Below are 22746 nucleotides of genomic sequence, written 5' to 3' on the forward strand. Positions count from 1 at the left end.
CCATGTTGTTTTTCAGGGGTCCTTTTCGGTAAAAGAACCCAGTTATTTAACGATCAAATTCAAAATCTTCCCGGCTTTGTAAATCACCTTGTCGGGATTCTTATCGCCAAGAACGGAAGCCACCTGAGGAACGGCTTTCGCCGCCGCCACAGCCTCTTGTTCAGAAGCTGCCACGCCAATTTCGATCGTGCCGCGCATTTTTCCGTTCACTTGCACGCCGATAGTCACAGTGTCATCAGCGCACAGGGTGTTATCATATTTTGGCCATGGAGCCAAAGCGCAAAGTCCTTCGCCATTCATTTTTTCCCACAATTCTTCAGCCAAGTGCGGAGCAAACGGCGCCAGAATCTGGACCAGAGGTTTCAGAGCCAAAACCGAGCGGCATTCTGCACGGTAAAGTTCATTCACCAGAATCATCATGGCACTGATTGCCGTGTTGAAACTCATGGATTCAATGTCTTCTGTGACTTTTTTAATCGTTTTGTGAACTAATTTCTCAATCTCCGGAGTTAAAGTGTCCTGAGTTGCCACCAACTGGCCATCGTCGTTGACCACCAGGCGAGTGATACGATCCAGGAAGCGTTTGACGCCGTCAATACCGGTCGGAGCCCAAGGCTTGTCCTTGTCCACCGGACCCATGAAGCTGATAAAGGTTCTCAAAGCATCAGCCCCGTGAGAGCGCGCAATGTCCTCTGGAGAAATCACGTTTCCGCGGGATTTCGACATTTTCTCGCCATCGGGCCCCAGGATCATTCCCTGGTGAGCCAGTTTTTGGAACGGTTCATCGTGTGTTACAAGGCCGCAGTCGAAAAGAACCTTTGTCCAGAAGCGGGCATACAACAAGTGGCCGACTGTGTGCTCGGGGCCACCGACGTAAAGATCCACCGGCATCCAGTACTTTTCAGCCTCGGGGCTGAAAGGAGCTTCCGTGTTGTGAGGATCAATATAGCGCAGGAAGTACCAGGAAGATCCTGCCGCTCCTGGCATGGTGTCAGTTTCACGGCGACCTTCTTTGTCGCCATCCATGTATTTCACCCATTCAGCATTGCGGGCCAACGGAGCTTCGCCAGTGTCAGCCGGTTCGTAGTCTGCCACTTCCGGCAGAACCACAGGAAGCTCGTTCAAAGGGACACCCTTGGAGCCGTCCGCAAAGTGAACAATCGGGAACGGTTCACCCCAGTAGCGCTGACGGCTGAACAGCCAGTCACGCAGTTTGTACTGAACTTCGCGTACACCCAGTTTGTTCTGCTCAAGGTAGTCGAGCATTTTTTTGATGGCTTCTTGCTTGTTCAGGCCATTCAGGAATTCAGAGTTGATCATGACGCTGTCGCCTTCAAACGGCAGTTGATCACTTTCCAGAACACTCTTGATTGGGATATTGAACTTGGTTGCGAACTCAAAGTCGCGGGCATCGTGACCGGGAACGGCCATGATGGCGCCCGTGCCGTAGTCCATCAGAACATAATCGGCGATCCAGATTTCAATCTTTTCGCCCGTGATGGGGTGGATGGCATGAGCCCCGGTGAAAACACCGGTTTTTTCAGTCGTGGCTTTGCGGTCCACTTCTGATTTTTTGGCAGTTTCAGCAATATAGTTTTCCACCGCCGCGTATTGTGGCTGAGAAGTGATCTTTTTCACCAGAGGATGCTCCGGTGCCATCACCATAAAGGTCACTCCGTACAGAGTGTCCGGACGAGTGGTGAAGACTTCAAAGGTTTCGGGGTCTTCAGAAACCTGGAAGGTGATGCGCGCGCCTTCAGATTTGCCAATCCAGTTGCGCTGACCTTCTTTGGTTCTTTCCGGCCAGTCCAATTTGTCCAGATCATTCAAAAGACGTTCGGCATAGTCGGTGATCTTCAGCATCCATTGTTTCATCGGAACACGGATGACCGGGTGACCGCCGCGCTCGGATTTGCCATCGACAACTTCGTCGTTGGCCAAAACCGTTTTCAAAGCCGGGCACCAGTTGACCGGAACTTCTTTTTGATAAGCCAGTCCACGCTCGTAAAGTTTCAGGAAAATAAATTGAGTCCATTTGTAGTAATCAGGCTCACAGGTGGAAATCTCACGACTCCAGTCGAAGCTGAAGCCAAAGGTCTGCAAAGTTTTGCGGAAGCTGTCGATAGCTTTGCGAGTGGTGATAGCCGGGTGAACACCTGTTTGGATGGCGTATTGCTCTGCCGGCAAGCCGAAGGCGTCATATCCCATCGGATGAAGAACATTGAACCCGTTCACGCGCTTGTAGCGAGAGATAATATCCCCTGGGGTGTAAGAGGCCATGTGACCCACATGTAATCCAGAAGCAGACGGATAAGGGAACATGTCCAAGGCATAGTACTTCGGCTTGGAACTGTTTGTTTCAGCCTGAAACGCTTTCGCGTCCGCCCATCTTTTCTGCCACTTTGCTTCGTATTCGGTGAAGTTCAAACTCATAAAAACATCCTTCAAAATTCAAAGAAAAACACCACAACCATAAATAACGAAAATCCCAAGACAATTCAACGAATAAGCCCGCACAAAACCGCATAAAAACACCCGACAAAAAATCACAGAAAATTTAAGAATCCGCCCAGTCTTAAGTCTGCGTAAGAAACAAGGTCGCCGCGCCGGAGAAGGGCTGTGGGAGGGGCTCCGTCGCAAGTTCCGCAGTGATCCCAGACCACTTAACTAACAGGCCCACCAACGAGCCGCAAAACCATCTCGAAGCCCTAAAGCAGCAACGAGCGAGGATGTGTCCGAAGCGCCGGAGCCCCTCCCACAGCCCTTCTCCGACCGGTCCCCGACCGAAGTCCGCTTCTGGTCTAATGATTAGAAAATCGTCTAAACAATTCCCGGAATTAACCGATCAGTATTCCAAACGTTACACTGGTATGTAGATGAGTTTTGAAGTCAGCCCCAAACAACCTAAAAGTCGCCGTATCCTGGTGATCGACGATGACAAAGACAGCCTGGAGATTCTCCTGGAGCCTTTGCGTTGGGAAGGCTATGACGCTCGTGGTGTGACGACGGAAGCTGAAGCGCACAAGCTGATCGAATCCTGGATTCCTCACATTGTGATTCTTGACTGGATGGCGCCGTCGATGGCGGGTTTGCGGGTTTTAAAATCCGTGCGTGAGCGTTTGTCTCATGTTTCCTGCGTTTTCGTCTCTGAAAACTCCAGCACTGAAGCTATTATCGAAGCCCTGGACTCTGGGGCGGATGACTATATCGTGAAGCCTTTTGTGCCGCTGGAGCTGCTGGCACGCATTCGCTCGCAGTTGCGAATTCGTGATCTGCATGAACAGCTTCTTTTTGCTAATGAAAAACTCAAGGAACTTGTGGATACGGATGACCTGACGGGTCTGTACAACATGCGTTCGCTGTATCAACGTCTGGACTTCGAGCTGGAGCGGGGACGTCGTTTCCATCGTGATGTCTGCGTGGTGATGATGGATATGGACTACTTCAAAACCGTGAATGATGGTCATGACCATTTGTTCGGAAGCTATGTGCTGTCCGAGGTGGGCAAGATCATTCGTGCCAACACCCGCAATATTGACATCCCGGCCCGTTATGGTGGGGATGAGTTCCTGATGGTTCTGACAGAGACCAACCACGCCGGAGCGATGTATTTCTGCGAACGTTTGCGCGAGAATATTGAAAAGACGACCTTCCGCAATGGGGAAGACTCCATGAAGCTGACGGCGTCCCTTGGGTTTGCAATCACGGTTCCTGGGGAAAATATCAGTGCCCGTGAACTGGTTCGTCGTGCGGACCATGCTCTTTATGAATCCAAACGCGCGGGCAGAAACCGTGTGGCTTTCTACAAACCCGAAACGGCCCCGGTGGTCGAGCTCAAATCAGCAGCGGCGATGAAGCGTCGTAAGGCTGCGGGCTAATATCTATTGACCTTCCTGGGGGGATCTACGAAAACCCTCATATATGAATAAAGCAATGCCATCTTCTTCAGATAAAGTTCGTTCGCGCGCGGCCTGGGTGTCGGCGGTAGCCAGTGTATTGATTTTCAGTCTGAAAATTGGGGCCTACAAAGTAACTGGCTCGGCAGCGGTTTTGTCAGATGCTCTGGAAAGCATTGTGAATGTGATTGCCGCAGTGGTGGCTCTTTTTGTGATTCGTTTTGCCGCGCAACCGGCGGACGAAAATCATCCCTACGGCCATGGCAAAGCTGAATACTTTTCTTCTGCATTTGAAGGCGGGATGATCTTTTTTGCAGCGATCATGATCATCGGCGAAAGTGCCAAAGCGTTGCTTTTTCATGAACCTCCACAGAAGCTGGAAACTGGTTTGCTGATTGTGGGTGGTGCGGCAGTTCTGAATTTGATTCTTGGGTTTTATCTGAAAACGGTGGGGGCTCGTCATCATTCTGATGCCCTGAAAGCCAGTGGGTCTCACGTTTTGTCGGATGTATGGACCACCGTGGGTGTCATGGTGGGCCTGGGCCTGGTGCTTTTGACGGGGCTTGAGTGGCTGGATCCGGTCATTGCCATTGTCGTGGGGTTGCAGCTGGCGTATTCCGGCTTCAAAATTGTACGTGAATCACTGGGTGGTTTACTGGATGCGCAGGATCTGGGATCTTTGGAGCTTCTGGCGGAGGCGATCAGAAAGAACCGGGTCCCTGGAGTCATCGACATTCATCATATGCGTGTGATCCGCTCGGGGCGCTTCCACCACGTGGATGCTCACATGGTGGTTCCGGAATATTGGGATGTGGCTCAGGTTCACGATATGACCCAGGAGTTCGAGGCTCGTGTGGTCAAGGATTATGAGTTTGATGGAGAGCTGGCTTTTCACTTGGACCCTTGTAAAAAATCCTTTTGTGCTCACTGTGATTTGGCTCAGTGCCCGATTCGTTTGCAGCCGTTCCAGTCTCTGGCCGACTTCTCTGTGAAAAGCTTGACCGATGACCCGGGGCCGACTAATCAAGGGACCCATGACGACTCAGGCTCCAAGAAGACAAATTAATATCACAAAAGACCTACCGAATCAGAACGCTTACACTTTGGCTTTGAACGGGGAATATTCCCATGTGGCCTTTGATGAACTGCGTGCGCCGCTTAACAAGGGCAAATGGCGTTCTGATGTTTTTAAGGCAGATGCCAAGATGCCGATGGATGTGGAAGTGGGGACCGGAAACGGGACTTACTTTGCCCATCACGCCAAGACTCATCCGGATCGTCTTTTGGTGGGCCTGGAGTTGAAATACAAGCCTTTGATTCAAAGCATCCGCCGCGCGGTGAATGCGGGCTGCACGAATGCGGCGATCACACGTTTTCATGCCTTCAACATTGATGAGCTGTTTGAAGAAAACGAAATCGACAACGTTTACATTCATTTCCCGGATCCTTGGACGTCTCCGAAGAAGCCGAAGAACCGATTTGTGTGCAAACAGAATCTGGAGCTTTTGTATCGTCTGCAGAAGCCGGGCTCTTACATCAACTTTAAAACAGATTCTTTGGTGTACTTCCTGTGGGCGATGGATGAAATCCGTCAGTCCCCTTATGAGATCGTTTTTGAAACGCAGGATCTGCACAATTCAGAAATGAAAGAGCAGAACTTCGAAACCGCTTTTGAAAAGATCTTCCTTCGTGAAGGTATCAAGATCAATTTTGTCCGCTTAAGAAACAACCGCACTGTCTAGGCCCCGGGGCTGGGTCCAGCGTCGTTTGGCAGATTTAAGATTTTGTCGTTATAACAGGCTATACTGAGACCTCTGCAAGGGGGTCTTATGAGATGGATTTTGTTGGGGCTTCTTTTGTCGCCATCCACGGAAGCTGCGATCGTCCGAGGCTCTGAATACCTTATACCGGCTGAGCCCTCCGTATCCACCCTGCGCAGTTCAGCGCTTCCTTGCTACAATCAGAATCAGAAGGGTCTTGCGGCCCGGTTGCGGCTTTCATACATCGAAGGCGACCGCTGCGCCTTGCCGAAACCAACAGAGGCTCGGCGGCTGGATCGTCCTGATCACGAGCCGGAAGATCCCGGCATTCCCTTTAAGAAGCGGGATCTTTAGCTGACAGCATAAGTGTCGTCAGGACTTGTCGGCTTTGAAGCCTACCAATAAGTGGTGTCCACGGTGATGTCGCCCAGAACCTGCGTCTGACAACTGATGCGGACATCCTTGGGGATGTTGTTGGTTTCCCTGAGAAAGTTCTCAGTGGGGTTCTCCGGGGTCAGATTCTCTTTTCCTTTCACGATAGTGACTTTGCACTTCGCACAAACGCCGTCGCCGTCGCAGCTGGAGGCGACGGGAAGTCCTGCATCCAGCAACGCCGTCATCAAGATGGTTTGCGAGGGAACCTCAATAGGTGCGTGAATGTTCTTTTTAAAGGAAATCAAGGGCATAGCCGATTGTAGCTGACGCAGCCCAAAACGTGCAAAGAACTAATGAAAAGGGTCCTATTTGTTGATAGCCTTTGAGCGTAATTTCCGACCCTATTTATGAGGTAATTTATGACTGAAGATCAAAAAGTAGAAAATGTCATTATCATCGGTTCTGGTCCTGCGGGGCTGACTTCCGCAATCTATACATCCCGTGCGAATCTGAATCCCTTGATGATCGAGGGTGAAGAGGCTGGTGGTCAGCTGATGACCACGACTGAGGTTGAAAACTTCCCTGGCTTTGAGCATGGAATCACGGGGCCTGACTTGATCACAGTTATGAGAAAACAGGCGGAAAGATTTGGCACGCGCTTTATCACCCGTAATGTGACGAAAGTGGATTTTTCCCAGCGTCCATTTAAGGTTTGGATCGGGGATAAACTGCATCTGGCAAAATCCATTATTATCTCTACCGGGGCCAGTGCGAAGTATCTGGGGCTGCCCTCTGAAAAGATGTATGCCAACCGCGGGGTGTCTGCGTGTGCAACTTGTGACGGCGCTTTCTTCCGTAATCAGGAAATCGGTGTTGTCGGTGGTGGTGATACCGCCATGGAAGAAGCTCAGTTCCTGACTCGTTTTGCCTCGAAGGTTTATCTGATTCACAGACGCGATCATTTCCGGGCTTCTAAGATCATGGTGGACCGTGCGCTGAAGAATCCAAAGATCGAGGTTCTGTACAACACAGAAGTTGTTGAAGTTCTGGGTGATGGCAAAAGTATGACCGGCGCAAAAATCAAAAGCACTGTGGACGGCGCTGTCAAAGAACTTCCAATCACAGGTCTATTCCTGGCCATTGGCCATAAGCCCAATACAGACCTTTTCAAGGGAATGTTGGATATGAATGAGACAGGCTATTTGATCACCCAGCCTAATACCACGTATACTAACATTCCAGGTGTCTTTGCGGCCGGAGACGTGCAAGATCATGTGTATCGCCAGGCGATCACAGCGGCGGGTACGGGCTGTATGGCTGCAATCGATGCAGAAAGATGGCTGGAAGCTCAAGAGTCTCACTAAGGAATGTATGAAGGATAAAAGAATCAACACCAAGGATCTGATCGAAAAGATCGAGAAAATGACCAAGGCGCGCATCGCTTCCCAGGAAGTGGTGCCTTTGGATCAGTTCCGTGAAGCGAAGAAAAAGCTCGACCCCAAAATCATTCTGGTTATCGAAGATGACGAGACAATGCGTTTGGCGATGAAAAGAATTCTGGAAAGCGAAGGCTATGTGACCAAGCTGGCTGCTGACGGAACGGAGCTTTCCACGGTGCTTGATGACCATCCGGTGGATTTGATTCTGATGGACGTGGGTCTTCCTTGGGTGAACGGCTTTGAGCTGGCGCAACTGTTGAAAGACCATCGCGATCTGAAAAAGATTCCTTTGGTGTTTGTCTCTGGTAAAGCTTCCGAAGAGGACATGAAGAAAGCTTTCGAGCTTGGAGCCGACGACTATATCAAGAAGCCCTTTGATGTCGAGAAGCTGAAAAAGACCGTGGAAACCCTTTTAAAGCTGAACCCTTAGTTCCTCCAATTTTCAATCTCTCATATCCAAAAAGCCCTGCCGGAAACAGCAGGGCTTTTTTTATAGACCAAAGTTCTGTCTCAGTTTGGGATTTCACCGTGTCTCCATACTTTCCCAGTGGTTCTTGCAGAAAATAGTGATCGAAGCTGCTTTTTAAAGTTAGAATAATAAGGACCCATGACACGTAAAAGCACGTATATTTTCATTGTTGTTGCCGCCGGCCTGGTGGCGCTGGGCTTGTTCTTTAAGAAAGATCAGGAGCCTACTTTCGCAGAATCTGTGAAGGAAGCCATGGCTGTGGTGGAATCCTCAGATCCACAAAGCGAAGAGGAAATCGCCCTGAGCACAAAGCCTTTGGATAAAACCCAAGTGACAGATATCCCTTCCCATGGTGACAACACAGCAGCCGAAGCACGCCGTTTGCGTTTACCTGAGGCTAAAGCCGCCCCTCAAAGAATTAGTCCCACATCTCGCCGGTTGGCTCAGTCTTCCATGCTGTCAGAAACCGCGTGGAAGGTGTGGGAGGGAATGACGGCCTATCCGATGTCAGCCGGTTCACGGCCGGATGCGATGGCTGAAGTCAGCGGCTTTTATCTGGTCCCTCAAGAGGGCTTGCGGGTGGATGAAAGAAATTATTCGAATGCACAACCCATGGTTGTTTTCAATGAGCGTAAAAGTTTGGCCGGAGTGGTGACGGGAAGTATTGAGATCACCTTGCGTGAAGGGGTCGAGATTGAGCCTTTGCTGCGCGCTTTTGATCTGAAAGTTGTCAGTCAGCTGCCCGAGATGCGCGTTTACTTTGTCACATCGGCGCAGCAACCTTATGACCTGTTTTCTTTGAAGGATCGCCTGGGCAGTGAGCCTGGCATCAGTGATGTACGTTTGGAAATTCTAAGCAGGCAGTATGAAAAGTTTTAAAGGAAAAGTAAAAATCTTTCTGCCATTGATGATGGTTGGTGCCGTCATCAGCCTGCTTTTCACCAACTGTTCAAAGCAGGGGTTCGATGCGGTTGTTGCCGATATTAAAGAGGGCGATGATCCTTTCCTGGGTTATGCCTGGCATATCAACAACACCGGGCAGTCTGTCTTTGCCTCTTCTGGGGGCGGGGTGGTCGGATTTGATCTGGATATGCTCCAGACTTGGACCTCGGGTCTTTCCGGTTCAGGTTTGAAGATTGTTGTGTCTGATGATGGCGTTCAGGACAGTCACGAAGATCTTAAAAGTAACTTTTTATATGGCGCTTCGATTGACTACCATCAGTCGACGCCGACGGGGGCAAATAATGCGGCACCTTATTCCTCTGATGACAACCATGGAACTGCCGTCGCAGGGCTGATCGCCGCTGTGGGTGGGAATGGTGTGGGGACGAAGGGTGTGGCTTACAAAGCCAAACTTATCTCGTACAACCTTCTTTCCAAGAATGTCTCCCAGACCAACGCGCGCATTGGTCAGCAGGTTTCCGGTGGTCATGACATTTACAACATGAGCTGGGGGAACACCCAGAATAATCTTCCTGAAGTGGTGGCTGTTTGGGGAAGCGGACTGCTTACCGGCGTTGTCAATGGGCGAGCGGGTAAAGGTTCCATCTATGTCAAATCAGCGGGCAACGATTTTATTGTGAAGTGCCACAACTCAGAAAACGTCTACTGTATCGGCAATGCGAACTTTGATCCGGATAACAACATGCCCTATACGATCATGACGGGGGCATTGAACTCTATGGGAGAAATTGCTTCTTATTCTTCCCCAGGGGCAAATCTTTGGATTTCCTCGTTTGGAGGAGAATTTGGCGATGACTATCCGGCGATGATCACAACGGATCGAAGCGGGTGCAGTGCTGGATATGCCCAGACCCAGATTTCCGGGAAGATCGAGTTCGAGCGTGGCAGCAACGGTAACAGCAACTGCAATTACACGACGACATTCAACGGTACTTCCGCAGCAGCGCCTGTTCTGGCCGGTGCCGTGGCCTTGATTTTGGAAGCCAACCCGGCTTTGACCTGGAGAGATGTAAAATACGTTCTGGCCAAAACAGCGGTTCCAGTCAGTCCGAACATGTCGGCCATTGCCAGACATCCTTTTTACAGTTATCCCGGGGATTCATCTAAGAACGTGCGTCTACCGACAGGCGCTGTCTGGGAAAATGCCTGGGTAACGAATGCGGCGGGCTTTAAATTCCAAAACTGGTTTGGGTTCGGCCGTGTGAATGTGGATGCAGCGGTGGCGTTGGCAAGAAGCTATAGTTCACCTTATACGGCGGCGCAGACCGCCACAGGATTTGTGACAAACTCCAATCCCAATCCCAATGCAATCCCCGAATACAGTTCCGCGGGATTGTCCAGTACGGTGTCAGTGTCCGACAATCTGCGCATCGAAGCGGTTCAGGTTCAGTTTGCAATTGCTCATAACAATATCGCAGATCTGGGGGTTGAGTTGATTTCTCCTTCAGGCACTAAAAGCATGATCATTAATATGCGCAATTCGCTGACGGGAATTTCCGGATACAATAATGAAATTTTCCTGAGCAATGCCTTCTTCCACGAAAGATCCAACGGGACCTGGACTTTGAAGGTTTATGATGGTGGCAGCAATGACATCACCGGCACGCTGACCAGTTGGGGTGTGAATATTATCGGTGCTCCGTAGGGGCGAATTCAGTTTCCAATAAACATTGATGAAATACAGCGAGTTTCCAGATTCCCCGGATAAAAGGATGTGGAACCTACGCGTGTGAATTCTTTGGTTGTGCTGTTAAAGCTGAATTTCTCAATGTTATACGGAATATTGCCGGTCGTGAAATTGTTGGTGATAGCCCCACCGGTGGCAACATAAAGACTTTTGGTCGATTTGTCATAAGTCATGGCAGAGGCGCCATAGATGACACTGGGAACTTCATAGCCATTAACTTCATCGCTGATGGTGTTGGCCGTTTCATCGACGTCATATGAATATATCGAATTCAGCATGGAACCCGAGATTCCTGCATAACTGACCACAACGCGACCGGAATCCTGCATATAAACGGATGAAGTGGGGTATGCAGTTAAGGCCGGTGCGGCCTGACTGGCAAGGCACCCTGAGGTTCCATTCCATCCTGTTTGGCCATTGATAATTCCAATGCGATTGTTGGCACTGGAGGCGTTCTGCGAATGCGTATAGATGATGTTATAGCCCAGCGTATTGGAGCTTGTTGGGTAGGTGGCCAGTGAGGTGATGTTGGTGATTGAGGCGCTGCAAGAGCCGCCCGGCGCCTGAACCCACGCATTGGTTCCTGTTCCACTTTCGCGGGATTTGCCGGTGTCCAGTTTTTCGATGGCAGTGGATCGACTGATTAGCAACCCATCCAACGCTTTAAAAATATATCGGCCGGCTGATTGCAAGGCCCCTATGGGAGCTGTTGCGGAAGTGTTGTTATAGTAAGTCTGTCTTTCTCCAGAAAGAGTTTTTTTGATCAGCTCAATTCGGCGCTGACCTGTATGTTCCAGCAGAACCAGTAAATGTTCTGAATCATAGTCAGCAATCCCTACGGGGGTTGTTCCCGGAGCATCAAAACCTGTGGTGAAGTCAGCAATGCGCCCTTCATACTGAGCCGTTTCCAGGTTCACGCGAAAGATCACATTCGAAGCTGTGGTTGCAGAGTAAGTTGTGTTGCCGGTTCCCGAATAACAGAGCCCACTGGCTACGTATAAATAGCGGGGCTTGGCAGCTTCTTCGACCTCTGGTTGACAGGCGGTAAGCAGATTTGCCGCGACACCAATTGCAACAACGTATCTGAAGTGACCCATAGGCTCTCCTTGCCGAGTTCTCAAAATAAGATATCGGCGATTGTTAAGAGTCCTTGATTGTTTCTGAGAAAAACTAGCCTAAATGTATCGTTAAGATACTTTAATGCAAAAAAGTCTCTGAATTGGTTTGTTTTCATGTAAGAAATGAACAAAAAACTTCTGCAAGGAATGCGACGAAGGTCGAGAGAGAAGTCTCAGTTCATCTTCTGAGAGCAACAGATTTCTGGTGAGGGATTTTTATCCGGCGTTCTTGCGAACCTGATCCTGATAAGCGACGTAAGCTTTCAACAAAGCATCCAAACGCAACGTCATCGCCACGTCCTGCTCAATGAACATCAGACGGCGTGGGTCGGTCAGGTCGCCCACAATCTTCGCTCTGAAAAGCAGGCGGGCTTTGGCGGGATCCGGTTCGAAAGGATTCACGATGATCAGATCAAATGGTTTGTTCAGGAAGTCTCTGGGGATTTCATCCTCCAGCATGGTTCCACTTAAAGAGATATCTTTGGAGTACGTTCTGAACGAGCGCACTTTGGAAACCAACACCACTTCGATTTTAAAGTTGTGACGAGGGTCGCGGCGACGGTCTGATCCTTTTGGTTCTGCCTTCGCAACGGCCACGGGGGTCACAGCTTCTTCAGCCTGAGCCGCTTTTTTCGGCTTGGGCATTTCGGATTTGTCTTTTTTGATCTTGTTTAAATCCAGATCATCACCGTTGAAATCTTTGGCGTGATAGCCACCGACCTCGCGGTGTTTAATTGGCATATCGCCGACCACAACTTGAGTGTATTGACTGTCACCCTTGGTGGCAGGAGCATTTTTGGTGGCGGTCAAAGTGTGTTCTTCACCTGGCAAACCCGGCATTTCGCCCGGTTTGGGCGGCTGAACAATCACGAAGTAAGTTTGATCGGACTCGAGGAAGTCCTTGATGGAAAGCCAGCCTTCCCAGCCGGGAGTCCACAGGAAAAATTTGGTGTGATCTTGGACCGCGATGGAGAGAATCGTCACTTGCGCCTGAACCACAGACATAGGCTTCGTCTGCGTTTTGGTTTCGGCATCATAGATAATCCAGATTTTCCCCTGCGTCTTCATGAACTCCTCAGTGTGTACTAAGGAGTTATCGGAGAGAATGAGTTACTTCTTTACACTCGGATGCACGAAGCGACGTGATCTTTCGCCTTTGTTTCCAGAGTCGGGACGATAGTCTTGCAATCGTCGATCGCCATAGGGCAACGAGGGTGGAAATGACAGCCAGAAGGCGGGTTGATCGGGGACGGAACGTCGCCAGTCAAAATGATACGCTCTTCTTTTTTGCGTGGATCCGGTACCGGAATCGCAGACATCAGGGCTTTGGTATAGGGATGTTTCGGATTCTTATAAAGCTCTTCAGAATCTGCCATTTCAACCACTTTACCCAGATACATCACGGCCACACGAGTGGAGACGTGTTCAACCACCTTCAGGTCATGCGCAATGAAGATGTAGGTCAGGCCCAGCTTCTGTTGAAGTTCCATCAGAAGGTTGATCACCTGTGCCTGAATGGAAACGTCCAAAGCGGAAACCGGCTCGTCACAGACGATCAGTTCCGGATTCACCGCCAAAGCGCGAGCGATACCCACGCGCTGACGTTGACCGCCGGAAAACTCGTGCGGATAACGATTCAGGTGTTCACGGCGCAAGCCCACCAGGTCGATCAGTTCATGAATACGATCCTGACGCTCTTTCGCAGTGGAGTAAAGATTATGAATAATCAGAGGCTCTTCAAGGATGGCTCCGATAGTCATGCGCGGATTCAAAGACGCAAACGGATCCTGGAAGATGATCTGAATTTTACGGCGCATTTCACGAAGCTCTTCGCCTTCGATATGAGTGATGTCTTTGCCGTTGTAGATGATCTTTCCGGAAGTAGTGTCATGCAAACGCATCAAGCAGCGACCCAAAGTGGACTTACCGCAACCGGATTCACCCACCAGCCCCAGTGTTTCGCCTTTGTTGATTTCAAAGGATACACCCTGAACTGCTTTTACACTGGCCACTTCGCGATTGAAGATACCACCGTGAATCGGGAAGCTTTTTACCAGATTTTCAACTTTCAACAGAGGAGTGCTCATTATTTCGTGACCTCGTCAGACAAGGGGTGGAAACAAGCGACCTTATGGATGCCGCGAAGATTTTCAGTGGATGGATAAGACTGGCGACAGTCATCTTGAGCATAAGGACAACGATCCGCAAAGCGGCAGCCTTTCGGAAGATTGTAAAGACTTGGAACCATGCCTTTGATGGTCTTCAGCTGCTCCAGCTTGTGTCCTGTTTCGAAGTGCGGAATGGAATCCAGCAAACCACGAGTGTACGGATGTTTCGGACGATAGAAGATGTCTTCCACGGTACCGAATTCAACCACGCGGCCCGCATACATCACGGCCACTTCGTTGCACATCTCTGCCACAACACCCAGATCGTGAGTGATCAGGATCATGCCGGCATTGAAGTCTTTTTGCAGTTTTCGCATCAGATCCAGAATCTGAGCCTGAATGGTCACGTCCAACGCCGTTGTTGGTTCGTCAGCAATCAGCAGTTCCGGGTTGCAGGAAATCGCCATGGCAATCATCACACGCTGTCTCATACCGCCGGAAAGCTGATGCGGGAATTCATGGAAGCGTTTTTCAGGTGCTGGAATACCCACGATGCGAAGCATGTCGATCGCGCGTTCACGAGCCTGAGTTTTGGTCAGGTTTTTTTGGTGCAAAAGGATGGCTTCCTCAATCTGATCGCCTACGGTGTAAACCGGGTTCAGGGAAGTCATCGGTTCCTGGAAGATCATCGCGATTTCGTTACCGCGAATTTGTCTCATGCGGTCGTCAGACAGCTCCAGAAGGTTTTGGCCCTTAAATAGGACCTTGCCGGATTCAATATTTCCAGGCTTCTGGACAAGACGCATAATGGAAAGAGAGGTTACGGATTTTCCGCACCCAGATTCCCCAACGATTCCAAGAGTTTGGCCTTTTTTGACGTTAAAGGAAACGTCGTCTACCGCGAGAAAAGTGCCTTCGTCAGTTTTAAAGCGCGTCTTAAGATTTTGAACTTCTAAAAGAATGTCGTTCACCGGAGACAACCCCCCATTATCAAAAAGCTTTCACCTTATATAGTCCACGCCGCCCTGAGGCAAGCCCACAAAGGGTGCATGGTTATTTTTTACGGCAAAGATGCGTCAAGCCTCTTGGGTGATTTTAGCCAGTAACGCCGACAGATCCTGATAGTGATCCAGAACCGCCAAGGGCTCATATTTTTTAAGAATATGTGGGTCCGTATAGCCGAATCCGATGGCGATGGACCCTACGCCGGCTCGTTGGGCAGAAAGCATATCCGGTGTTCCGTCTCCGATCATCAGGGTGTCGGAGGGAAGGCGCCCAGCCAGCTTCATCATGGTGCGCAGAGGTAGAGGACTGGGCTTTCTCTCCTCCAGGGTGTCGGCTCCGAAGATATTGACCCAGGGAAAGCGGTTCAGTCCCAGGTGATTGATGATGGCCTTGGCGGGCTCTTCGTTTTTATTGGTGATAATGGCGATTGGGCCTTGATACTGACTCAGGAAGTTTTCGACTCCAGGGTAAATGCGGGTTTTGTTCAGCATTTCCTCTTCATAGGTGCGCAGGAATTCCATCTCAAGACCAATCATGTCGCCGGGATCCAGATTGTCGTTCTTAAATAAATCGGCGATGAGTTTTTTAATCCCCTCGCCGATATGAGAAATAATAGTGGCATCACTTAAGATGGGTTTAGAGTGATTTGCCAGAGTGCGATTGACGGCCGTGATAATATCCGGAGCTGAGTCAATCAAAGTGCCATCAAGATCAAAGACAAGAAGAGGATTCATAACCCTCTATCTTGCCGATTTTATGTTTATTCGACAATCTCAAAGTCCACACGACGGTCGCGTGCTCTTTGTGAGGCGGTGCCCAGAGTGTCTCGAGCCACAGCCCCTTTGCCGATGGTTTCCAGTTTTGAGTCCGGTACACCTTTGGAGATCAGATACTCGCGCACGCGCTCGGCACGTTCTTCAGAAAGTCTTTGATTGCGAGCCGTATCACCCTGTGGATCAGCCAGACCGGCAATGCGGATTTTTTCGTATGAACCTGAAGTCTTTTTCATTTCTGAAGCGATCTCGTTCAGGGCCCGGCGGCTGGAGGCGGTCAGCTCGGAGCTGCCGACGTGAAATCGGATATTCTGGGAAAGGGTTGAGAACTTCGTGCTTTTGCTGAGATCTCCGGCTGCCCCGGATAAAGCGGACTGGGGACCGCGATCAGAGGAGCGTTGGGAGCTGACCATGTTCTCGTTGTCTTTTTTGTATTTATTGGCACAAGCCCCCAGAGCCAGTAGCAGAGCCAGGGATGTTACTACTTTCACAGTCGTGGATTGAAAACGCATGAAAAACCTCCGTCTATGGGTAAAGTGTGTATCCAGAAAAGGCTATGCGCTGTCAGGCAAGGCGGGCAAATTAACTTCCTGTTAACTTCATCGCAGGAATATGCGAGGATAAGGTATGCGTGAATCCGTGCTAACCAACAAAGAAGAATACATGCTGTCTCTTCTCGCTGAAGAGTCAGAGCCTAAAAAACTGTCCCGCCAGTTCGCTGATGAACTGAACTTGGGCCGCATCAGTATCAATCCTGCTGAAGCACAGTTGATCGGCACGTTGATCCGTCTGCATGGGTGTCGCAAATTTGTTGAGATCGGAACCCTGACGGGGTTGTCAGCACAATATATTTTTGAAGCTTTGCCTGAAGGTGGCACTTTGTGGACCCTGGAAAAGGAGCCACGTCACGGCGACTATGCCGCGCAGGCCTTTGCGAAATTGGACCAAAGCAAAAAGAAAATTCACCTGGTGATGGGTGATGCCCGCGCGGAACTGGAAAAGCTTTCCAGTGAAGGCCCGTTTGATGGCATTTTTATCGACGGCAACAAAGCGGCGTACTTAGACTATCTGACCTGGGCGGAAAAAAATCTGCGTTCTGGAGGATTGATTCTGGCGGACAATATCTTTTTGTCCGGTGGTGTGTGGGGAGAACCCACGCAAAGATTCTCTGACAAACAAATCAATATCATGAAGGACTTCAACAAGCGATTGTCTGATTCCGCACTTTTTGATTCGGCAATTGTGCCGACGTATGAAGGCCTTTTTGTAGCCATTAAAAAGTAAAAAAGGTTCCCGGCTCTTTTGGGGTCCTCTTTGCGTTAGATGCATTGTGGACCTCAAAAATAAACGGGAACCTTTGTATATTAAAGAGCCAAAGCCTTTTGCAGGGCTTTTTCGTCTTTTACGCCTGTGAACAGAAGTTCCACTTTGCGGTCCTGAGCCAGAATTTCCTTCGACTGACTGGAGCCTTTACCCAAAGCCACGATAGTCTCTTTATTCAGACCACCTTTGATCAGTTGAGCTTTGACTTGTTCCGCTCTTTTTTCTGAAAGTGACTGGTTTAGCGCTTCCGGTCCGGAGATGTCTGCATATCCGTGAACCTCCACTTTGCTGAAAAGATTTTTGTTCTGTTTCAGCAGGCTTGCCAGTTTTTTCAATTGAGCTTGGTTCTTTGCATCAATGGTGTAGCTGGCCTCTTGGAAGAAGATGCTGTTGCCATTTTCGAATGATGCATAGTTGATGTAATCCAAAGCAGAAGTTGGTTTCACTTCCATAGCTTTGGCTACAGGTGCGGTTTGCGCCTTCGGAGCAGCAGCAGTAGCTTTCACAGTTGTCGCCTGAGCATACGGATTCCAGCCCAACTGAAGGTCGATCATGTACATGTTAACCATCTCGCCTGTGTTGTTGGTTTCAGTCATGGCGCGGCCACCGACACGAGCCAGCCAGCCTTTTGCGATAGAGAACTCTTTCAAAGCCTGAAGACCGACAAACTGTGCGTCACCTTGAGAGGCCGCATAGGAGGAGCCCATTTCGAAAAGATGATTTGCAACCAGACCAGCCTGCCATTTATTTGCGAAGCGATAGCGAGCTGCCAATTCAAGACTGGAACCGGTGACTGCCGTGTCTTTGGCAGCAGATTGAGAGAACTGCTGATTGGAAATGCCAAACCCGGCGTCAAACACATAAGGTTGAGCCATGTAGTAAGAGCCAAGGACTTTCAAAGAAATTGGAGTTCCTTCAACAGGGATATTGTCATTGTTGCCAGTGTAACCACCACCGAAGCCGATGAATGGCAAAAGGCCTTGAGGCGCCATTTCAACAGCTTCTTTGGAAAATTCCAGGCTATTTGAGTTGATGTTTTGATCAGCATAGCTGTTCAGAGAAAGTGTCAGCAAGCTTGCCAGCACGATAGTGGACTTCATATAAAACCCCTTTTGTTTGGAGGTTCGTTTATCTGCGCGACCAGGGGGCCTGTCAATGAGTGCAACAAAGGAATCTAAATGAAATGGTTGCAAATTTAAAGGGAACGGTCTTTTTGATGCTGAATCATTCTGAGACAAGTCTCTGGCCCTGCATTTGCTTTTCCTTTCCTTGAAGTGAAGAGCTCCACTGGGGCTGCTTTCACAGATGGAAGTGACATTTTTTTGTCTTCATGTGAATAGAGAAGGAGCAGTTATGAAAAAACTCAGTCTTGTTTTTGCTGTGAGCTTGGGGTTGGCTGCTTGTGCCCAGAGCGATTCCGAATATGCCAGAAAGTACAAAAACAAAGAGGGCCTGAAAGCCAAAGCTGAGCAGACTGCTCCGGCAGGAAAGACGGTCAGCATGTGTGACAAGCCCGCGGCGGTTGTGTGCGAGAGTTTGACCAATATCGGAACCAAAGCGCAGGCCGAACTGGCCAAAAATGCTTTGAACGCCTTAAAGAAAGCCCATGGCTTGAGCGAAAACTTCGACGGAATGCCGGCAAGCTTTGCGGCGTTGGACGAAGAAAAGAAAAAACTGAATCTGGATTCAGAGCTTCTGAAACGGGCGGATGAAGAATATCAGGTCTTTTATAAGTACGATGCCGATGTGACAGAGGCCGCAGAAATCGCGCGCACAGCTTTGATCGGAGTTGTTGAGAAAGAGCAGGGAATCTCGGAAGATGATAAGCGTCTACTGTTTAGCATCATCAACACGTCACTGGTGTTTTCTGTCACTGAAACTTTGACCAATCATTTTACTTTTAAAGATCAAGTTGTCGCCAAACTGAAGGAAACCTGCGGTTTGGACGGCGGAAGAAATGCGTCTATGTCGATTGTTCCCGGTGGTGGCCCCAATGGAGTGATTGCGATTTGTCCGGGCCGCTTGATGAGAAATGCCGGGATAGAAAAGGAAGACCGTATCTTGAGCCTGGTCTTTGATTTGACCCGTGAAATGGCCGTACAAATGAAACTGCGCGGAGCCAAGCCAGATGATAAAGCAGTGGCTTGTTTGTCCGGAGGCTCTTTAAGTCAGGACGCTGATAGCTCTTTGCAAGTGGATCAGGTTCAGGCGGATCTGTGGGGCTATAAAGTTCTTAATGCCCTTTTGAAAAACGAAAAAGACATCGAGGTAAAAAAAGCCAAGGTGAAAAAAGCCTTCCGCAGCCTGTGCCTGGATGGCAAGGCCGAAGAAGAGCGCATCCAGAACTTCTTTAAGCTGGATGAATCCGGCATCAATTTGTCCTGCTCAAGCGGTCCTCGCTGCTAACAAGCTGTAAAATCAGCTTTTAGCTGCGTTGCTGCGTCGTCGACGTGCTAGTCGTTACAGCTTGTTAGAGGTGTAGGCTTCGACTTTCATTTCTATGGAGTAGTCTTTGGAGGCCTCTTTCAAGGGGGCCAGCATCCAGTCCCAGTCTTTTATTTTTGTGAAACCCTCAAAGTGCACCGGGTAAGATCCGGTGTAGGTGATCTTGCCCTCCGGGTCGCGATAGGTGACGGCGCGATCGCTGTAAACCAGCTTTTTCCCCTGGCAGGCACGCAGATTCTTAAGGTGAATTTCGCCATAGGCAGTGCAGATCTCGTCTTTTTCAGCCAGGGTCAGATTTGTCTTGGTGAATTTTTCCAGGGCTTCCATCGGAAGTAAAGCCAGTTGCGAAAGCAGGTTGCCAGAGACGATCAGATCGGCCTCAAAATGGAAAAGTTCTTTTTGTGAAAGATTCTGAATCAGGTCTTTCAGATCCTGCAGGGATTTGAGTTTTTCCAGTTCGGCCAAGGAACCGCCCAGATCCATGGTGACAAGCTTCAGACGCGGATTTCTTTTCGCAGCCCAATGATGTTTCAGCGGATGCACGACATCCACCAGAGTGACAGATTCAAAATTGTTCATCAGCAGGTGCAAAGGGATTTCATGCAGGTGGGCACTGCCCAGCACCACCACGGATTTTTTCTGTGGCAGATCCTGAAGACTTTGCAGAAAGATGTCCTGACAGTTCTTCAAATGCGGCAGCCAGACTTTTTCACAGCGTTCATAGCGGTGTTTCAAAGAAATCGAGTGGTACAAGAACCCGTATTTCTTGGCAAGAGGAGTGGCAGGAGTGAAAATCATTTCAATGGCTTCGCGGATCATGCCCGCACCATAGCACTTTCTATTATCGGTTCAAGTAGTTCATGAATCAGTCTGCATCACTTAGATCCTGGGCTCCTGTTTTATCCGATATAAGCCTAATTTCGTTTTCGATTTGACTTTGAATTTCAGAAATTAGCGAGGAAGTATAAGGTCCGCCGCGTGATATCACGTTGTTGATCTCCTTCTGCTCCTCTGATTTCAGATAGTCAAGGAATACACGCACTCTTTCAAAGCGAGTGGAAAGATCGGTAAGACCCGTCATATGTATTAGCTTGTCAAAGTAGCTTTTGTCCGTAAGAGGTGTGTCTACGTATACCAAGTCTAAATAGGCGAAAGAGCGAGCTAGAAATCTCCAATAGTAGGCTCCAGACGCGGATATTCTCAATGCATCAGTCTTCTCAATGTTGTCTGCTTTAGGAGGTTCTGACTCAATTAGACCTCTTCTTAGTAAATCACTACCCCTTAGAACGAAATCCTGCGCATTCCCAAAAGATTGAGTAAATTCTTCGAGTAGCTGCTTTGTGTAAATAAAACCTGATCCATATCTAGAAGGAGCATTCTGAGCATTCGTAAGGCGCGCAAGTACTCGGCAGGCAGTAAGATGTGATGAGTTTCGAGCTTGAGTCCGCAAAAATAAATTTGCCGTATGCGAAACCTGAGAGCTGTAGTATTTTCTATTTCCCAGAATTGCAGATTTTGCGAATTCATGAAATGGGACATTGTATCTGCCACTGTGTGACAGTTTTTCTAAAATTTTATCTGTATCTGTATTTCCGGAGCTCACGAAGTCTCTAAATACTCCTAAGGCATATCTCATGTCGCCATTTGAGACGCAGGAAAGTAGACGAACGATGTTCTGGTTCTTGCTTGTCGCTGAGTTAATAAAGCTTTGTATAAGAGTTGATATCTTCTTTACCTGGGTGGGATCCTTAATTCTTCCCTCTGTCTGAAACTTCTTTAGTCCATAGCGGAGCCTTGATGCGATTACATCTTGAAGGTTGGGCGACCCAATGTGAAATCTTCGATCTCCATAGGCGTCGAAAACCCCAGATCTATATGCCGCGAAGAATTTCTCTTCCCTTAGAGCTACGATGGTCAAAGCACGACATTCTTTTGACAGCTTTTGTGAGAAGAGGAATATCTGCTCTTGAAATTTTTCTCCAAGTTGGTCTGTGTTATCTAGAGCCAGAACGACTCGTCTGCCTCTGTGTGGAGCGTTGAGGAGAATTCTGGATATGAATAGAGAATTGTTCCCATATAGCTGACTAATTTCGGCGTTAATTATTTCAGTCCACTTTTCAGAGTTTTCTGGCACTCCAAAAAGTTTAGTCATTCTTAAGCTTTCGATTTCATTCTTGAACAAGCTTCTAAGCTCTTCTCCGTTAGCAGGATAGAAATCTTTATATTTTGTCTCTAATTGAGTGCGAAGCTCTTTGTAGGTAAACTCTTCTAGTTGGTCACGCAACTTTTCTTCGGAGATCGAGCCAGCAGCAAGGTAGTCTACATGTAGCCATATACAATATTCCTTTACTAAAGTCGGATTTACAACCTTTCTAAAGCGTTTTAGGAACGTTGTTTTACCTGATCCGACTCCGCCTGTAAGGATATAAGTATTGATATGTCTATTTTTTATATCATTTTCTATGTTTCTATTGAAGCTATTTTGCATTTGCGCAGGATCAATGTTTTTAACATCAGCATCGGATAGAAATTTCGGTGGATTGTCTTGTAATAGTTGATTTATTCCAATGTCTACCTGATCAGATAAAGGAGTTTGGACGTAGCAGTTACGTATGATCTCCTCCTGGAGTTCTTCACTCGTGGGTTGATCAGTTAAAAGAGGAGTGAAGACACTAGAGATCTTCTGCCAGAATGAGTTTCTTACCAATTCGGCATCTGGATTTGGGATGGCCTCTCGGATTAAATATAGATTTGTTGTGATCTCTTCTGCAGAAGAAAACCTTGTTTCTAAGCTTCCTTTTTTTACATCGGTACGAGAAAGTAAACTATAAAATTCAGCAAAATTTTCTTCAATATCTGCCCAATCATGCCAGATCAAGGCACGACCTTCTCGCCAGCTTTTCCCTGGAACCCTAGTTTTGAATACCAGAAATTGGTATCCGTTTGTGAGTATGGCGTATTCGGATCCTAGATCCGAAGAGTATCTTGCCGTTTGTTCAAGATGAACTTTTATTTCTTTGTTGCCTAGAAGATGAGGGCCCTTAAGTTGTAGAATTCTAGATGCTCGGCTGGCATTTACTTTGAACGCGGGCTCAGCTCTCTTGGCTTCAACGTGGTAGTAAATATAGTCCAAACCAAAAGAATAGTCAGCAAATCCGTCGTTTGCGGACTCTTCTCGTTTTATCTCCGTTTCTGGCCACCCTAATACTTCTTTGAAAATCGGATCTATGAGTTTTGCCCTAGTATCTGCTTCTGATAATCCCTTGAAAGGGGAATTCTCTAGAACTTTACTTGCAACATGCTGCTTAAACTTTTTAAATGCAATATCTGCTTCACTTAGGTTCATACAAGTAATTGTATAAGATATTCTATATACTACAATAAG

Annotated in this window: 21 protein-coding genes; 10 read left to right on the top strand and 11 right to left on the bottom strand. The window is 48.5% G+C overall.

The window, feature by feature from the left end:
• Positions 1-42: 42 nt before the first annotated feature.
• A complete protein-coding gene (leuS, locus tag ACZ5ZZ_RS01615; protein ID WP_464132989.1) occupies positions 43-2433 on the bottom strand; it encodes a leucine--tRNA ligase in 2391 nt (796 codons plus the stop codon).
• Between the two features lie 443 nt (positions 2434-2876).
• On the opposite strand from leuS, the gene ACZ5ZZ_RS01620 reads away from it, so the two are divergent.
• The 4 genes from ACZ5ZZ_RS01620 to ACZ5ZZ_RS01635 all read left to right on the top strand — a co-directional run bounded on the left by ACZ5ZZ_RS01620 (position 2877) and on the right by ACZ5ZZ_RS01635 (position 6010).
• Entirely contained in the window at positions 2877-3878 is a 1002-nt protein-coding gene (locus tag ACZ5ZZ_RS01620; protein WP_464119845.1) for a GGDEF domain-containing response regulator, read from the top strand.
• A gap of 43 nt (positions 3879-3921) precedes the next feature.
• Positions 3922-4962 carry a cation diffusion facilitator family transporter gene (locus ACZ5ZZ_RS01625; protein ID WP_464132991.1) on the top strand — a complete coding sequence of 347 codons (1041 nt, stop codon included), beginning with the start codon at positions 3922-3924 and terminating at the stop codon, positions 4960-4962.
• On the top strand, positions 4931-5638 hold the full coding sequence (gene trmB / locus ACZ5ZZ_RS01630; protein WP_464119847.1) for a tRNA (guanosine(46)-N7)-methyltransferase TrmB: 708 nt from the start codon (positions 4931-4933) through the stop codon (positions 5636-5638). Before ACZ5ZZ_RS01625 ends, trmB begins: the two co-directional genes overlap by 32 nt.
• 87 nt (positions 5639-5725) lie before the next feature.
• Positions 5726-6010, top strand: coding sequence for a hypothetical protein (locus ACZ5ZZ_RS01635; protein WP_464140949.1), 285 nt, complete (start codon positions 5726-5728; stop codon positions 6008-6010).
• A gap of 41 nt (positions 6011-6051) precedes the next feature.
• On the opposite strand, the gene ACZ5ZZ_RS01640 is transcribed toward ACZ5ZZ_RS01635, so the two are convergent.
• The gene (locus ACZ5ZZ_RS01640) at positions 6052-6342 is read right to left on the bottom strand and encodes a 2Fe-2S iron-sulfur cluster-binding protein (protein ID WP_464140951.1); all 291 of its coding nucleotides are present in this window, start codon (positions 6340-6342) and stop codon (positions 6052-6054) included.
• Between the two features lie 108 nt (positions 6343-6450).
• On the opposite strand from ACZ5ZZ_RS01640, the gene trxB reads away from it, so the two are divergent.
• The 4 genes from trxB to ACZ5ZZ_RS01660 all read left to right on the top strand — a co-directional run bounded on the left by trxB (position 6451) and on the right by ACZ5ZZ_RS01660 (position 10547).
• Entirely contained in the window at positions 6451-7395 is a 945-nt protein-coding gene (gene trxB, locus ACZ5ZZ_RS01645; protein WP_464132996.1) for a thioredoxin-disulfide reductase, read from the top strand.
• Between the two features lie 7 nt (positions 7396-7402).
• Positions 7403-7900, top strand: coding sequence for a response regulator (locus tag ACZ5ZZ_RS01650; RefSeq protein WP_262554540.1), 498 nt, complete (start codon positions 7403-7405; stop codon positions 7898-7900).
• A 177-nt stretch (positions 7901-8077) separates the two neighbouring features.
• The gene (locus ACZ5ZZ_RS01655) at positions 8078-8818 is read left to right on the top strand and encodes a hypothetical protein (protein ID WP_464140953.1); all 741 of its coding nucleotides are present in this window, start codon (positions 8078-8080) and stop codon (positions 8816-8818) included.
• Complete coding sequence (locus ACZ5ZZ_RS01660) at positions 8805-10547, top strand: S8 family peptidase (RefSeq protein ID WP_464140955.1); 1743 nt, start codon at positions 8805-8807, stop codon at positions 10545-10547. The genes ACZ5ZZ_RS01655 and ACZ5ZZ_RS01660 overlap by 14 nt, the downstream gene beginning before the upstream one ends.
• 8 nt (positions 10548-10555) lie before the next feature.
• Here the strand turns inward: ACZ5ZZ_RS01660 and ACZ5ZZ_RS01665 are convergent, their stop codons facing one another.
• The 6 genes from ACZ5ZZ_RS01665 to ACZ5ZZ_RS01690 form a co-directional block, all read right to left on the bottom strand.
• Positions 10556-11686 (bottom strand): hypothetical protein, encoded by a 1131-nt coding sequence (locus tag ACZ5ZZ_RS01665; protein ID WP_464140957.1) that lies wholly within the window; start codon positions 11684-11686, stop codon positions 10556-10558.
• A 237-nt stretch (positions 11687-11923) separates the two neighbouring features.
• Complete coding sequence (locus ACZ5ZZ_RS01670) at positions 11924-12775, bottom strand: PilZ domain-containing protein (RefSeq protein ID WP_464133004.1); 852 nt, start codon at positions 12773-12775, stop codon at positions 11924-11926.
• A 50-nt stretch (positions 12776-12825) separates the two neighbouring features.
• Positions 12826-13794 (bottom strand): ABC transporter ATP-binding protein, encoded by a 969-nt coding sequence (locus tag ACZ5ZZ_RS01675; protein ID WP_464140959.1) that lies wholly within the window; start codon positions 13792-13794, stop codon positions 12826-12828.
• A complete protein-coding gene (locus ACZ5ZZ_RS01680; RefSeq protein WP_464119856.1) occupies positions 13794-14786 on the bottom strand; it encodes an ABC transporter ATP-binding protein in 993 nt (330 codons plus the stop codon). Before ACZ5ZZ_RS01680 ends, ACZ5ZZ_RS01675 begins: the two co-directional genes overlap by 1 nt.
• Positions 14787-14891: 105 nt before the next feature.
• Positions 14892-15554 carry an HAD family hydrolase gene (locus ACZ5ZZ_RS01685; protein WP_464119857.1) on the bottom strand — a complete coding sequence of 221 codons (663 nt, stop codon included), beginning with the start codon at positions 15552-15554 and terminating at the stop codon, positions 14892-14894.
• 26 nt (positions 15555-15580) lie between these two features.
• A complete protein-coding gene (locus tag ACZ5ZZ_RS01690; RefSeq protein ID WP_464133007.1) occupies positions 15581-16105 on the bottom strand; it encodes an OmpA family protein in 525 nt (174 codons plus the stop codon).
• Between the two features lie 115 nt (positions 16106-16220).
• On the opposite strand from ACZ5ZZ_RS01690, the gene ACZ5ZZ_RS01695 reads away from it, so the two are divergent.
• On the top strand, positions 16221-16877 hold the full coding sequence (locus ACZ5ZZ_RS01695; protein WP_464140961.1) for an O-methyltransferase: 657 nt from the start codon (positions 16221-16223) through the stop codon (positions 16875-16877).
• 80 nt (positions 16878-16957) lie between these two features.
• Here the strand turns inward: ACZ5ZZ_RS01695 and ACZ5ZZ_RS01700 are convergent, their stop codons facing one another.
• On the bottom strand, positions 16958-18016 hold the full coding sequence (locus ACZ5ZZ_RS01700; RefSeq protein ID WP_464140963.1) for an OmpA family protein: 1059 nt from the start codon (positions 18014-18016) through the stop codon (positions 16958-16960).
• A gap of 253 nt (positions 18017-18269) precedes the next feature.
• Here ACZ5ZZ_RS01700 and ACZ5ZZ_RS01705 point away from each other — a divergent pair, with 253 nt between their 5' ends.
• Positions 18270-19322 (top strand): hypothetical protein, encoded by a 1053-nt coding sequence (locus tag ACZ5ZZ_RS01705; RefSeq protein ID WP_464140965.1) that lies wholly within the window; start codon positions 18270-18272, stop codon positions 19320-19322.
• A gap of 54 nt (positions 19323-19376) precedes the next feature.
• On the opposite strand, the gene ACZ5ZZ_RS01710 is transcribed toward ACZ5ZZ_RS01705, so the two are convergent.
• Both ACZ5ZZ_RS01710 and ACZ5ZZ_RS01715 read right to left on the bottom strand, forming a co-directional pair.
• Complete coding sequence (locus ACZ5ZZ_RS01710) at positions 19377-20180, bottom strand: hypothetical protein (protein WP_464140967.1); 804 nt, start codon at positions 20178-20180, stop codon at positions 19377-19379.
• 46 nt (positions 20181-20226) lie between these two features.
• Positions 20227-22707 carry a hypothetical protein gene (locus ACZ5ZZ_RS01715; RefSeq protein ID WP_464140969.1) on the bottom strand — a complete coding sequence of 827 codons (2481 nt, stop codon included), beginning with the start codon at positions 22705-22707 and terminating at the stop codon, positions 20227-20229.
• Between the last annotated feature and the right edge of the window lie 39 nt (positions 22708-22746).

This window comes from Bdellovibrio sp. HM001, from assembly GCF_055397275.1.